The sequence below is a fragment of the Pseudomonas sp. WP18 genome (assembly GCF_036689585.1).
Lineage (GTDB): Bacteria > Pseudomonadota > Gammaproteobacteria > Pseudomonadales > Pseudomonadaceae > Aquipseudomonas > Aquipseudomonas chlororaphis_E.
This window is the reverse complement of record NZ_CP144758.1, coordinates 4,062,670-4,075,270: the sequence shown is the minus strand read 5'-3', so window position 1 is coordinate 4,075,270 and position 12,601 is coordinate 4,062,670. Positions and strand designations below refer to the sequence as shown.

The window sequence follows — 12,601 nt, the reverse complement described above, 5'->3', positions numbered from 1 at the left end:
AATAAGAACTTCATTGAAATGATGGTGGATATCGACCGCGGTGATAGCTCGTTGGTGTGCAGCCGATCAGCTCGATACCGCAACAGTGGTGTTGGTTGGAACGCCGCGGAGTTGGCGGGCTCTACCCCATAACCCCTTCCTCAGGAGACCCCTCATGTATCAGTTGTTCGGTCACCGTCAGTCCGGGTCGGCGGCGGTGGAGATCGCGCTGGAGTGGTGCGGCGTGCCGTTTCGCCGGATCGATGCCTATTCGACCGAGGACAGCGAGGCAACGCGCGAGCTCAAGACATTGAACCCACAAGTCCAAGTGCCCACCCTGCAATTACCGGATGGCTCGGTGCTGACCGAGGCGGCCGCGATCCTGATTCACCTCGGGCTGAGCTTTCCCGCGTCGAAGCTGCTGCCTGACGATCCCCTCGAACGCCCGCAAACCCTGCGCGGCCTGGTCTATGTCGCCGCCAATTGCTACACGCCCATCGGCATCATCGATTTTCCACAGCGCTGGCTGGACGGTGGTGATGGCGCCTGCGCCGAGTCATTGGTCCGAGGTACCCAGCAACGGCTGTATCGCAACTGGGCCTTGTTTGCCGACCAGTTCGCGGCCAGGCCTTTTTTCGGCGGTGCCGAACCGGGAGCCCTGGATGTCCTGGCCGCGGTGATCACTCGCTGGAGCGGCACGCGGGAAGCGATGCTGAGTGCTCGTCCCGAGTTCCACGGCTTGCTGGCGCGCATCGACCGCCATCCACGGGTGGCGCCCGTGTTGTCGCTGCACTGGGCCGAGTGAATCAGGGGCAGGCGTTTGCCGTGGCGGCCTGCTCGACGAGGCCCACCAACTGACGGACGTTGTTCTGATGGGCGCTCACCAGCGCGTCGATGCTGCCACCCGCCGGCGTTTGCAGGCTGCTGCGGCAGGTGAGGGTGGGGGACTGCGTGCCCCGCAGTCGCCATTGCACATCCATGCGGGCGTAGCGACCGGGAATCGAGTCGAAGCGCTTCACGTCCACGCGCAGCAAACGCTTGGCCGCGCCGGGATTATTCAACTGTTCGTCCAGGCTGCTGTGCAGTTCATCGGCCAGGCTGGCGCCCCACCATTCGGTTTCCAGGATCGCCAGGGCACTGTTGCCCTGGCGGATGACCATCTGGGTGCGATCCACCTGGGGCGGTACGCTGACTTGCTCGACCTGGATGTCCGCGTTGGACCGCGACGGGCCGGCCGGCTGGGCGGGGCTCAGGGTGTGGTAGTGGATAGGATCGCTGCGACAGGCGACGAGCAACAGGGCGATGGCGAGCCCTATGAATTTCAGCGGCATCAGGTGTGCTCCTGTGATCATTCGTTTGGCGGCAACGTGAGGTTCTGCGCCGGAGCATCCTTGGGGCGTCCGCGCAGCAGCGATTCGGGATGGCGGCTCAGGTAGTCGGACAACTCGCGTAGCGAGCGCGACATGCGGCCCAGGTCGTCGAGGGTCTCGGTCAGTTGTTCGCGCTGGGGTGAATCCTCGGCGAGGGTCGAGTTGGCCGATTGCAGGGTCTTGCTCACGTCCTGCAAGGTGCTTTGCACGCCAGGCAGGGTCTTGCCGTTGATCTGTTTCAGGCCCTTGCGCAGTTCCACCAGGTTGCCGTCCAGGTTGCTGGCGATGCTCTCCAGCGGCAGCTTGTTGATCCGTTCCATCATTGAATGGAGCTGTTCCTGCAGTTGCTGCAGGCTGCCCGGAATGGTCGGGATACGGACCGGCCGGGCATTGGGGTCAAAGGCGACTTTTTCCGCCTTGGGGTAGAAGTCCAGTGCGATGTACAACTGCCCGGTCAGCAGGTTGCCGCTGCGGGCCTGGGCGCGCAGCCCGCGCTCGACGAAACTGCCGATCAGGCGTGCGCCAGCGGCTTCGTCGTCGGGGTTATGATTGAGGGCCTTGAGCAGTTTCTCATGGGCCTTGCCCAGGCGTTGCGGGTAGATCACCACGCCGACGTTGACCGGAAAGCTGCGTTGTTTCTCGTCGAAATCCAGGTTGATCGCCACCACCCGGCCGACCTCCACACCGAGGAATTCCACCGGCGCATCGACCCGTAAGCCGCGCAGCGCCTGATCGAAGCGCAACGCCAGGTATTGCGCCTTGCCGTTGGGCGGCGCGAGTGCGCTCTGCTGGTCGGCGAACAGTTCGAAGGTCTTGTCCGCGCTGGCCGGGCTGTCGTTGGGGTTGTAATCCGGGGCCCGGAAGGCGATGCCGCCCAGCAGCAGGGCCGAGAGGGATTCGGTCTTGACCGCGAAACCGTTGGCGCCGACGTTGACGTCCACGCCGCTGACGTTCCAGAACCGGGTGTTTTCGGTGACGTAGGCGTCGTTGGGCGCGTTGACGAACACATCGATGTCGACGCCCTTGCCCTCGGCGTCCAGTGCGTAGGACACGACCTGGCCCACCGGGATCTTGCGCAGGTACACCGGCGAGCCGATGTCCAGCGAGCCGAGGTCCTGGGAGTGCAGGGTGAAGCGTTTGCCCGGTTCGCCGTAGGTGATCGGCGGCGGGGCTTCCAGGCCGGTGAAGGACTTGGCGCGCACCTTCGACTGGCCGGCGTCGGCGCCGATGAAGTCACCGGACAGCAAGGTGTCGATCCCCGAGATCCCGCCGGCGCCGATGCGCGGCCGAACCACCCAGAACACGGAGTCTTCGTGGGTGAAAGTGTCGGCGTTCTTGGCCAGTTTGACCGTGGCGGTGACGTTTTTCTGGTCGTTGCTCAATTGCACGTCGGTGACCTGGCCGATGACCACATTGCGATATTTCACCTCGGTCTTGTTGGCGGTCAGGCCCTGGCCGGTCTTGAAGGTGATGGTGATGGTCGGGCCTTCCTGCAGCCAGTCGTGGACCACCAGGGACAGCCCCACCAGCACCGCGATGATCGGCACGATCCACACCAGCGAAACGGTCCAGCGGCGGGTGGTGACGTTGGCGCGTCCTGGCCCGGGCCGTTGCCCGTCAGTGGCTTGCGTTTTCATCCAGCGCCTCCTCGCAGGGTTGGGTGTCCCAGATCAGCCGGGGGTCGAAACTCATGGCCGACAACATGGTGAGCAGCACCACCAGGCCGAAAAACAGAATGCCCGGGCGCGGCTCGATGTCGCTCAGGGCCTGGAACTTGACCAGCGCGGCCACCAGGGCCACCACCAACACATCGAGCATCGACCAGTAGCCGATCACCTCCACCAGCCGGTAGAGCTTGGCCCGCTGGACCTGAGCCCAGGTGCTGCGGCGCTGGACGGTGACCAGCAGCAAGGTCAGCACGACAAACTTGATGCCCGGCACCGCGATGCTGGCGATGAAAATGATCAGGGCGATGTCCCAGGCGCCGCCTTGCCAGAACTCGATGACGCCGCTGATGATGGTGCTGTCGGCACCGTCGCCGAGCATCTGGGTATTCATGACCGGCAGCAGGTTGGCCGGGATATAGAACACCAGCGCGGCCAGCATGTAGGCCCAGGTGCGGGTGATGGGGTTGGGTTTGCGGCGATGCAGGTCGGCGTCGCAGCGTGGGCAGGCCTGGGGTTCGTCGCTCATGTCGCAGGCCAGGCCGCAGCCGTGGCACAGGCACAGGTTCAGGTCGTCGGCCTTGGGCGGGTCGGCCGACGGCAGGCCGTTCACAGGCTGTCCCACAGGTCGCGGACATCGCGCCCGGCAATGCGGATCATCAGCAGGCTCAAGGCCGCCAGCGTAAACAGGCCGATGCCGGGGAGCACGTCCAGCAAGCCGGCGAGCTTGATCACCGCCACCAGGGCACCCAGCAGGCACACTTCGAGCATGCTCCAGGGCCGCAGGCTCTCCAGGCTGCGCATGCACAGGTTGAAGCCGGGCGCCCGTCGGTTGGCGTGGGCGTAGCCCAGTACCCAGAGCAGCAGCGCCAATTGCAGGGCCGGTGCGACGATGATTGCGACGGCGGCCACCAGGGCGATGAAGGTCATCGGCCCTTGGCTCAGGGCGACGATGGAGTCCCACAGCGTGGCGCTGTTGCTCAGGCCCTTGAACCGGATGCTCATGACCGGATAGACATTGGTGAACGCCCACAGCACCGCGGCCGTGAGGGTCAGGGCCAGGCGTTGCTCGATGCTCAGGCCGTTGTAGCGCTGGATGACCGCGTGGCAGCGCACGCACGAGGCTTTTTGATGCCGCACGAGGACCACCGGCTCGTACACCGCATCGCAATGCTCACAGATGATCAGTCGGGCGGAGGTGGCCATCGAGAGGCTCGGGCAGAGGCAACCCCTTCAATATAGAAGTGAACGGCCAATCAGCAAGCTGTGGCAGTGACGCTGGCAGCGAGCCCGCTCGCTCCCAGCGTGTTGACCCTGCTGCGACCGGTCATTCGCCGCGGATGTACTGCTCCAGTTGTCGGATCAGGTCGGCCTGTTCGGCGATGGCTTCCTTGACCAGGTCGCCGATGGACAGCAGGCCGACGAGCTTGCCGTCGTCCACCACCGGCAAGTGGCGCAGGTGCTTTTCAGTCATGATGCTCAGGCAGGTCTCGACGTTCTGGTGCGGGTCGATGGTGATCACCGGGGATACCATGATGTCGCTGACCTTGGTCCCCACCGACGATCGCCCGTGCAGGACCATTTTGCGCGCGTAGTCACGTTCGCTGATGATCCCCAGCACTTCCCCGTTCTTCACCACCAGCAAGGCGCCGACGTTCTTCTCGGCCATGCGCATCAGGGCCTGCAATACCATGTCGTCCGGTGAGATGGTGTGCACTTGCTGGTTCTTCTCATCTTTTATCCGGAGCAATTGCGCGACGGTTTTCATGGTGGGCCTCGGTTGTTTTTGCAGGTGTGCTTAAAGAATCGTAGACCCGGCGGCGCAGAGCAAGCGGGAAATCACCTCAATAGCAAGGTCATGCGCGGTTGTGGCGAGGGGATTTATCCCCGTTGGGGTGCGAAGCACCCCCCAAAACTGCCTGGCCCTGATGTCTCAGGAGAGAACCTATGGGGCTGCTACGCACCCCAACGGGGATAAATCCTCTCGCCACAGGTAGAATCCCTTCTCACATAGAACACGAGGTTGCAGTGGTGGATCTACAGCAGGGCTTCGTCCTGACCCGGCATTGGCGCGACACCCCGGCCGGCACCGAAGTCGAGTTCTGGCTGGCCACCGATGCCGGCCCCCGGCGCGTGCGCCTGCCGGTGCAGCCGTCGGTGGCGTTCGTGCCGCAGGCCCAGCGCGACCAGCTCCAGGACCTGTTGCAAGGGGAGAAGGACATCGAGCTGCGGCCCCTGGACCTGCTGGATTTCCAGCACCGCCCGGTGCTGGGCCTGTATTGCCAGCAACACGCCCAACTGATGCGCCTGGACACCACGCTGCGCCGTGCCGGTGTCGAGGTGTTCGAGGCCGACATCCGGCCGCCGGAGCGCTACCTGATGGAGCGCTTTATCACCGCGCCGGTGTGGTTCGGTGGCACTCCGGGGGCCGATGGCCTGCTGCTGGAGGCGCAGATGAAACCGGCGCCCGGTTACCGTCCGGCGCTGCGCCTGGTGTCCCTGGACATCGAGACCACCGCCCAGGGGGATCTGTACTCCATCGCCCTGGAAGGCTGCGGCGAGCGCCAGGTCTACATGCTCGGGCCGCCCAATGGCGACGACAGCAGCGTGGATTTCCAGCTCGAATACTGCGAATCGCGCACGCTGCTGCTCAAGAAACTCAACGAGTGGTTCGCCCGCTTCGACCCCGACGCCATCATTGGCTGGAACGTGGTGCAGTTCGACCTGCGCGTGCTGCATGAACATGCCCGCCGGTTGGCCGTGCCGTTACGCCTGGGGCGCGGCGGTGAAGAGATGCAATGGCGCGAGCATGGCGCGCGCAATAATCACTTTTTCGCTTCGGCGGCGGGCCGGCTGATCATCGACGGCATCGAGTCGCTGCGTTCGGCCACCTGGAGTTTCCCCTCGTTCAGCCTGGAAAACGTCGCCCAGACGCTGTTGGGGGAGGGTAAGTCGATCGATAACCCGTACCAGCGCATGGACGAGATCAACCGCATGTTCGCCGAGGACAAGCCGGCGCTGGCGCGCTACAACCTCAAGGACTGCGAGCTGGTGACACGGATTTTCGCCAAGACCGAACTGCTGACATTCCTGCTGGAGCGGGCCAGCGTCACCGGCCTGCCGGCGGACCGCAGCGGCGGATCGGTGGCGGCCTTCACGCATCTGTACATGCCGCTGATGCACCGCCAGGGCTTCGTCGCGCCCAACCTGGGACAACGCCCGCCTGAGGCCAGTCCGGGTGGTTTTGTCATGGATTCACAACCGGGGCTCTACGAATCGGTGCTGGTGCTGGACTACAAGAGCCTGTACCCGTCGATCATCCGCACCTTCCTCATCGACCCGGTGGGCTTGATCGAAGGCCTGCGCCACCCAGGCGAGCGCGAGTCGGTGCCGGGCTTTCGCGGAGCACGCTTCTCCCGCACCCGGCATTGCCTGCCGGCCATCGTGGCGCGGGTCGCCGAAGGCCGGGAGACGGCCAAGCGCGAACACAACGCCCCGCTGTCCCAGGCCCTGAAAATCATCATGAACGCCTTTTATGGCGTGCTCGGCTCCAGTGGCTGTCGCTTCTTCGATCCGCGGCTGGCTTCGTCCATCACCTTGCGCGGCCACCAGATCATGCAGCGCACCCGACAGTTGATCGAAGCCCAGGGGCACGTGGTGATCTACGGCGACACCGACTCCACGTTCGTCTGGCTGCGGCGCGCCCATGGCCAGGAGGAAGCGGCGAAGATCGGCCGCGAACTGGTGGCACACGTCAACCAGTGGTGGCGCGAGCAGGTGCGTGACGAGTTCGGGCTGGAGAGTGCCTTGGAGTTGCAGTTCGAAACCCACTTCAAGCGCTTCCTGATGCCGACCATCCGCGGCGCGGAAGAGGGCAGCAAGAAACGCTACGCCGGGCTGGTGACCCGCGCCGACGGCCATGACGAAATCGTCTACAAGGGGCTGGAGACCGTGCGCACCGACTGGTCGCTGCTGGCCCGGCAGTTCCAGCAGGAGTTGTATGAGCGCATCTTCCATCGCAAGCCTTACCAGGATTACGTGCGCGATTACGTGCGCCAGACCCTGGCCGGCGCGTTCGACGAACGCCTGGTCTACCGCAAACGCCTGCGCCGCCCGCTGGACGACTACGAACGCAACGTGCCGCCCCACGTGCGTGCGGCGCGGCTGGCCGACGAGTTCAACCAGCGCCAGGGCCGCCCGCGGCAATACCAGAATGGTGGCTGGATCAACTACGTCATCACCGTCGCCGGCCCGGAACCGCTGGAAGCCCGCAGCGCCCTGATCGATTACGACCACTACGTGAGCAAGCAGCTACAACCGGTGGCGGACGCGATCCTGCCGTTCGTGGACGATGACTTCTCGACGTTGGTGGGTGGGCAGATGGGGTTGTTCTAGAGAACGTTCATTGGTTTGCCGACCCTGTGGCGAGGGGATTTATCCCCGTTCGAGTGCGCAGCACTCGTCTATTTGGTAGGTGGCTGCGATGTTCTTTGGGGGCGCTACGCGCCCCATCGGGGATAAATCCCCTCGCCACAGAGCTATTGTGTGTCTCGCGATTGCCCCGCCAATCAAACCATCGCCAGCCGCTGCTTGCCCTGGGGTTGCGCAAACGTCAGGTCCAGGGCCGCGAGGTCCTGGGGGGCCAGTTGCAGATCGGCCGCTTCGGCGTTCAGCCGCACGTGCTCGGGCTGCACCGCCTTGGGAATGGCAATGACATTGTCCTGGCGCAGGAGCCAGGCCAGCGCGATCTGCGCCGGTGTCGCGCCGTGGCGCTCGGCGATCTGGCGCAGGGTGTTGTCCTTGAGCAGGCGCCCGCCCTGGCCGACCGGACAGTAGGCCATGATCGGCATGCTGCGCTGTTGGCACCAGGGCAGCAGGTCGAATTCGATGCCGCGTGCTTGCAGGTTGTACAGCACTTGGTTGGTGGCGCAGGCCGGCGCAGCCAGTTCTTCGAGGTCGGCGACATCGAAGTTCGACACACCCCAGTGGCCGATCTTGCCTTCCTCGCGCAGGCGCTCGAAAGCCTCGACGGTTTCCTCCAGCGGGTACTGCCCGCGCCAGTGCAGCAGATAAAGGTCGATGTAGTCAGTGTCGAGCCGTCGCAAGCTGCGTTCGCAGGCCAGAGGAATGCCTTTGCGACTGGCATTGTGGGGGTAGACCTTGCTCACCAGGAACACCTGGTCGCGCAGGCCGGTGATCGCCTCGCCCACGACAGCCTCGGCGCCGCCTTCAGCGTACATTTCCGCGGTGTCGATCAGGGTCATCCCCCGTTCGATGCCCAGGCGCAGGGCGGCCACTTCCTGCTTGTGCTGGGACGGTTCCTCGCCCATGTGCCAGGTGCCTTGGCCGATCACGGGTACGGATACGCCGGCCAATTCCAGAGTCTTCATGACTGTCTCCTGTGTGGTTGAACGTCAGGCATGTGGCAGCAGGATAGACCAAGGGTTCAAGGCCTGTGGGAGTGAGCCTGCTCGCGAAGCGGTCTGTCTGCGCCGACCTCTTCGCGAGCAGGTTCGCTCCCACAAAGGTGATTCAGGCGGTGGCGAATGTTGCGGTCAACGCCTCTTCCCTGTGGGAGCGGGCTTGCCCGCGAAGACGGCGGTACATCCAAAATCGATTCGAGCTGATCCACCGCTTTCGCGAGCCAGCCCGCTCCCACAGGTTGGCGGCTTGAGCCGGACCCATGGGGGCGAGCGGGGGGATTACTTGGTGGAGAACTTCAGCACCATGGTCTGGGTGTAGGTCTGGCCCGGATCAAGGCGCGTCGACGGGAAGTTCGGCTGGTTGGGCGCATCCGGGTAGTGCTGGGTTTCCAGGGTAAAGGCGCCCCAGTGCGGGTAGACCTTGCCTTGCTTGCCCTTGATCGTGCCATCAAGGAAGTTGCCGGTGTAGAACTGCACGCCAGGCTCACTGGTAAAGAGCTGCAAGTAGCGTCCCGATTGCGGGTCGTAGGCATCGGCGGCGAGTTTGCCCACGTCCCCCTTGGCGTCCAGCACCCAGTTGAAGTCAAAGCCGCCCTGTTTCGGTTCGGCGAACTTGAGTTGTGGGTGATCGGCCTTGATGTGGGTGCCAATGGCGGTGGGTTGGGTGAAGTCCATCGGTGTGCCGGCCACGGGGGCCAGTTCGCCGGTGGGGATCAGCTTGCCGTTCACCGGGGTGTAGCGGGCTGCGTGCAGGGTGGCGACCTGTTTCAGGATGTCACCGTTGCCGGCACCGGCCAGGTTGAAATAGCTGTGGTTGGTCAGGTTCAACACCGTCGGCTTGTCGGTGGTGGCCTTGTACTCGATGCGCAATTCGTTCTTTTCGTTGAGGCTGTAGGTGACGTCGGTCTTCAGCGCGCCGGGAAAACCCATCTCGCCGTCCGCCGACAGGTAGGTCAGGGTCACGCCCACCGAATCCTTGCCCTCATGGGGTTCGGCTTTCCATACCCGCTTGTCGAACCCTTGCGGGCCACCGTGCAACGCGTTGCCGTGGTCGTTCTGCGGCACTTGATAACGCTTGCCGTCCAGTTCGAAGGCCCCGTCGGCCAGGCGGTTGCCAAAGCGGCCGATGGTTGCGCCGAAGTAGACGTTGCCGTTCTTCTGGTAACCCTGCACATCGTCGAAGCCGAGCACCACGTCGGCGGGCTTGCCGTGTTTGTCCGGCACGATCAGCGACTGGAGAATCCCGCCGTAGGTGATGACCGTGGCTTCCATGCCGTGGCTGTTGCGAAGCACGAATTTTTCCACGGCCGTGCCGTCGTCGGTCTTGCCGAACGCTGCGCGCTGTTGAGTCAGGCCGGCGGCCTGGGAGGCAGAGGTGGCGATCATCAGAGACACTCCGAGGGCCGTGAGCAGATGTCTGGATTCAAGCATGGTTTGACCTTCCTTCCTGTTGTTTTGTTGTTGTTTTGAACGCGGGTCGAGTCCGTTACTGGTCGGACGACGATGAAGGCTTTGCTGTTCAGTAGTCTTTCTATTTGTCGATGGAAACTGGATTTATAGCCAAAAATTGGGATTTATCAATTAAAAAGTAAGACTAATTGACGTTTGGGAGATTTCCTTCAGAGGACGGTGTTGCACCGTCCACTGCACTTTTACGGTTTTTGTCGCTCTATCCATGGCCTGGAAGCGGCGACCCCCGCCGCGTCCCCCTGCCCAGACCGAGATTCGATGGCCGGTGCTTTTTATTCGATGCGTGCGTTGCGACGACGCAGCGCAGCAGTGTTGATCAGTGTGCTGGCCCTGCTCAGCGGCTGCAGCCACCAGCAAGGCCAGGACATGGTCACGCAGTTGGGTAACACCCGTCCCCAGGAGTTCCTGCAGACCAGCGTCGACCGCATGGCGACGTTGGCGATGCATGACAACCTGCAAAGCCTTTACCTGTTGATGAGCAAGTTGTACCTGCGCAACCCCGACGAACTGCGCAAGTCGGGCTTTCTCGACGCTCGTACCGCTGAAAAACAGGTGCGCATGGCCATCGAGCAGCAGCAGCCCTTGCCGACCCTGGGAGGCAAGAAGGATCTGGCGGCGTTGAGCTATGCAATGAGTCCGGAATTTCTCGGGGACCGGGTCGGGGCCTTCATCTATGCCATCGGCAGCATGCTGGTCACGGCCCATGGCAATCGCCTCGAGTTCTACATGACCGATAGCATCGACCCGCGCTTCGTCAGCAATGCCGCGCGCAACATCGAGAAAGCCACCTGGATCCTGAGCCAGCGCCAAGGCAAGGACGGCAAGCCGCTGCTGTTCTCCAACGAGATCTCGGAGGAAGGCAGCAACCTGAGCTTTGCCGTGGAGTTCGGGAAAATTGTCGCGCGGTTGGACCTGTTGACGCAGATGCTGGACGAGCGCTATCGCCGGATCGGGCTCAACTATGCCCAGAGCCTGCTGTTCCTGAACTTCCTGCCGGTTCAATAGCGACCGTTAAAAAAGGAATAAAGATAGATCACATCGATATAGGGGGTTATAAGAAAAATCGCTATGCTCGCGGCCAGATTTTCCACGCGGTTGCGCTGAGACGGGTTTGATGGATTTCGGTAATGTCGGTTTAGTCGTAGCGGGCCTGGTGGTCGGCTTCATCGTCGGGATGACTGGCGTCGGCGGTGGTTCGTTGATGACGCCCATTCTGCTGTGGTTTGGCATCAACCCGGCGACGGCGGTGGGCACTGACCTGCTGTACGCGGCCATTACCAAGTCGGGCGGTGTGCTGGTCCACGCCAAAAATCGCAATATCGACTGGGCCATCACCGGTTGGCTGACCTTGGGCAGCGTGCCGGCGGTCGGTTTGACCCTGTGGTTTCTCAGCAGCCTGCACAGCTCGCCCGACGCCATGAACGCGGTGATCAAGCAGGCCCTGGGCTTCGTGCTGTTCGCCACGGCCCTGGCGATCCTGTTCAAGAAGCGCCTGCTGCAATTCGCCCACGACCGCGCTGGCGGTCACTACAACCCGTCCGGCTCGCGCCTCAACGTGCTGACCGTCATCACCGGCCTGATCCTGGGCACCATGGTTGCGCTGACCTCCATCGGTGCTGGTGCCTTGGGCACGGTCGCGCTGTTCATCCTCTATCCCTTCCTGGTCACCAAGCGCCTGGTGGGCACCGAAATCGCCCACGCCGTGCCGCTGACCCTGGTCGCTGGCCTCGGCCATGCGAGCATGGGCAACATGGACTGGCACATCCTCGGTTTCCTGCTGGTCGGCTCGTTGCCGGGGATCTACCTGGGCAGTCATTTGTCGGGGCGTATCTCCGATGAACTGCTGCGCCCGTGCCTGGCGGTGATGCTGGCGATGATCGGGTTCAAGCTGGCGTTCTGAGGCCTGCCGGTGAGCACGTGCCTGCACGGCACACCGCTTTGCCGAGCAGGCTCGCTCCCACAGGGTTTCTTCCCTGGCGGTCCATGCTGGCCGGTCCATGCCGGCTTCGCACTCAGTTGCGCAATGAACCCGCTGGCCTAAGCTTCAACACAGGCGGGCGCAGTATTGGCCGACTCGCGGAACAATTGCCGCCATGCGCAATCAGTACAGCGTAGATATCAAAAGGAGAGGCGCATGCTCATTCGGTCGTTGACCTTCGCTACCTTGCTGGCCGTCGCCAGCCCGCTGTTCGCCGCTGATGGCGACTCACCCCTGGTGGCGGAGGTGGGCAGGACCCGCCCCTTGATCGTCATCGCGCCCAGCACGGTAGACCCGGCCTGGGTCAGCCTGAAGAAAGCGTTGGAAGAACCAGCCGGCAAGCAAGGTTTTGCAGAGCGCAACATGGTGCTCTACACGGTGCTCAACACCATCGGCCAGCGGGACGGCAAGGACCTGGACCCGCAAAGCACCATGTCCCTGATCCGTTCACTCAAGCTGGGCGCCGGTGCCCAGACCAAGATCATCCTGGTGGGCAAGGACGGGGAAAAGAAGCTTGAGCATTCCGGGGCGATCGAGCTCAAAGACGTTTTCGACACTGTCGACAAACTGCCGGCCGCGGAAAAGGAAGCGGCCGCCCCAACACCTCCTCCTCCCGCGCCAGAAGCAGCCCCGGCCAAGGATGCCAAAGGCGCCAAGCCTGGCAAGGCGAGCAAACCTGCGGCGGCGCCGAAGCCGTTGGATGATTGATGACAGATC

12 protein-coding genes are annotated in these 12,601 nt (G+C 63.2%); 5 read left to right on the top strand and 7 right to left on the bottom strand.

Translation table 11 applies throughout. The annotated features are described in order from the left end of the window. The first annotated feature begins 154 nt into the window (after positions 1 to 154). Complete coding sequence (locus V5F23_RS17920; protein ID WP_047739149.1) at positions 155 to 784, top strand: glutathione S-transferase family protein; 630 nt, start codon at positions 155 to 157, stop codon at positions 782 to 784. Between the two features lies 1 nt (position 785). Here the strand turns inward: V5F23_RS17920 and V5F23_RS17915 are convergent, their stop codons facing one another. The 5 genes from V5F23_RS17915 to V5F23_RS17895 all read right to left on the bottom strand — a co-directional run bounded on the left by V5F23_RS17915 (position 786) and on the right by V5F23_RS17895 (position 4,781). After that, positions 786 to 1,310, bottom strand: a complete 525-nt coding sequence (locus V5F23_RS17915; protein WP_338495904.1) for a PqiC family protein — start codon at positions 1,308 to 1,310, stop codon at positions 786 to 788. 17 nt (positions 1,311 to 1,327) lie between these two features. Then, complete coding sequence (locus tag V5F23_RS17910) at positions 1,328 to 2,986, bottom strand: MlaD family protein (protein ID WP_338495902.1); 1,659 nt, start codon at positions 2,984 to 2,986, stop codon at positions 1,328 to 1,330. Continuing rightward, positions 2,967 to 3,626 carry a paraquat-inducible protein A gene (locus V5F23_RS17905; RefSeq protein WP_338495900.1) on the bottom strand — a complete coding sequence of 220 codons (660 nt, stop codon included), beginning with the start codon at positions 3,624 to 3,626 and terminating at the stop codon, positions 2,967 to 2,969. Before V5F23_RS17905 ends, V5F23_RS17910 begins: the two co-directional genes overlap by 20 nt. Next, positions 3,623 to 4,219 (bottom strand): paraquat-inducible protein A, encoded by a 597-nt coding sequence (locus tag V5F23_RS17900; RefSeq protein WP_338495899.1) that lies wholly within the window; start codon positions 4,217 to 4,219, stop codon positions 3,623 to 3,625. Before V5F23_RS17900 ends, V5F23_RS17905 begins: the two co-directional genes overlap by 4 nt. 121 nt (positions 4,220 to 4,340) lie before the next feature. Continuing rightward, entirely contained in the window at positions 4,341 to 4,781 is a 441-nt protein-coding gene (locus tag V5F23_RS17895; RefSeq protein WP_042728728.1) for a CBS domain-containing protein, read from the bottom strand. 263 nt (positions 4,782 to 5,044) lie between these two features. Between V5F23_RS17895 and V5F23_RS17890 the strand changes: the two genes are divergently transcribed. After that, complete coding sequence (locus tag V5F23_RS17890) at positions 5,045 to 7,408, top strand: DNA polymerase II (protein ID WP_338495897.1); 2,364 nt, start codon at positions 5,045 to 5,047, stop codon at positions 7,406 to 7,408. Positions 7,409 to 7,581: 173 nt separating this feature from the next. Here V5F23_RS17890 and V5F23_RS17885 read toward each other — a convergent pair whose 3' ends face one another. Together V5F23_RS17885 and V5F23_RS17880 are read right to left on the bottom strand one after the other, a co-directional pair. After that, positions 7,582 to 8,403 (bottom strand): aldo/keto reductase, encoded by an 822-nt coding sequence (locus V5F23_RS17885; protein WP_042728726.1) that lies wholly within the window; start codon positions 8,401 to 8,403, stop codon positions 7,582 to 7,584. 312 nt (positions 8,404 to 8,715) lie between these two features. Continuing rightward, a complete protein-coding gene (locus tag V5F23_RS17880; RefSeq protein WP_042728725.1) occupies positions 8,716 to 9,867 on the bottom strand; it encodes an aldose epimerase family protein in 1,152 nt (383 codons plus the stop codon). Positions 9,868 to 10,185: 318 nt separating this feature from the next. Between V5F23_RS17880 and V5F23_RS17875 the strand changes: the two genes are divergently transcribed. The 3 genes from V5F23_RS17875 to V5F23_RS17865 all read left to right on the top strand — a co-directional run bounded on the left by V5F23_RS17875 (position 10,186) and on the right by V5F23_RS17865 (position 12,592). Next, a complete protein-coding gene (locus V5F23_RS17875) occupies positions 10,186 to 10,911 on the top strand; it encodes a hypothetical protein (protein ID WP_338498958.1) in 726 nt (241 codons plus the stop codon). Between the two features lie 109 nt (positions 10,912 to 11,020). Beyond that, entirely contained in the window at positions 11,021 to 11,806 is a 786-nt protein-coding gene (locus tag V5F23_RS17870) for a sulfite exporter TauE/SafE family protein (protein WP_042728724.1), read from the top strand. 234 nt (positions 11,807 to 12,040) lie between these two features. Then, positions 12,041 to 12,592, top strand: coding sequence for a DUF4174 domain-containing protein (locus tag V5F23_RS17865; RefSeq protein ID WP_042728723.1), 552 nt, complete (start codon positions 12,041 to 12,043; stop codon positions 12,590 to 12,592). Positions 12,593 to 12,601: the final 9 nt, after the last annotated feature.

Excerpts from the sequence above, each read along its gene's own strand:
- V5F23_RS17920 (WP_047739149.1), top strand. The coding sequence starts at position 155 with ATGTATCAGTTGTTCGGTCACCGTCAGTCCGGGTCGGCGGCGGTGGAG.
- V5F23_RS17915 (WP_338495904.1), bottom strand. The coding sequence starts at position 1,310 with ATGCCGCTGAAATTCATAGGGCTCGCCATCGCCCTGTTGCTCGTCGCC.
- V5F23_RS17910 (WP_338495902.1), bottom strand. The coding sequence starts at position 2,986 with ATGAAAACGCAAGCCACTGACGGGCAACGGCCCGGGCCAGGACGCGCC.
- V5F23_RS17900 (WP_338495899.1), bottom strand. The coding sequence starts at position 4,219 with ATGGCCACCTCCGCCCGACTGATCATCTGTGAGCATTGCGATGCGGTG.
- V5F23_RS17895 (WP_042728728.1), bottom strand. The coding sequence starts at position 4,781 with ATGAAAACCGTCGCGCAATTGCTCCGGATAAAAGATGAGAAGAACCAG.
- V5F23_RS17885 (WP_042728726.1), bottom strand. The coding sequence starts at position 8,403 with ATGAAGACTCTGGAATTGGCCGGCGTATCCGTACCCGTGATCGGCCAA.
- V5F23_RS17880 (WP_042728725.1), bottom strand. The coding sequence starts at position 9,867 with ATGCTTGAATCCAGACATCTGCTCACGGCCCTCGGAGTGTCTCTGATG.
- V5F23_RS17875 (WP_338498958.1), top strand. The coding sequence starts at position 10,186 with ATGCGTGCGTTGCGACGACGCAGCGCAGCAGTGTTGATCAGTGTGCTG.
- V5F23_RS17870 (WP_042728724.1), top strand. The coding sequence starts at position 11,021 with ATGGATTTCGGTAATGTCGGTTTAGTCGTAGCGGGCCTGGTGGTCGGC.
- V5F23_RS17865 (WP_042728723.1), top strand. The coding sequence starts at position 12,041 with ATGCTCATTCGGTCGTTGACCTTCGCTACCTTGCTGGCCGTCGCCAGC.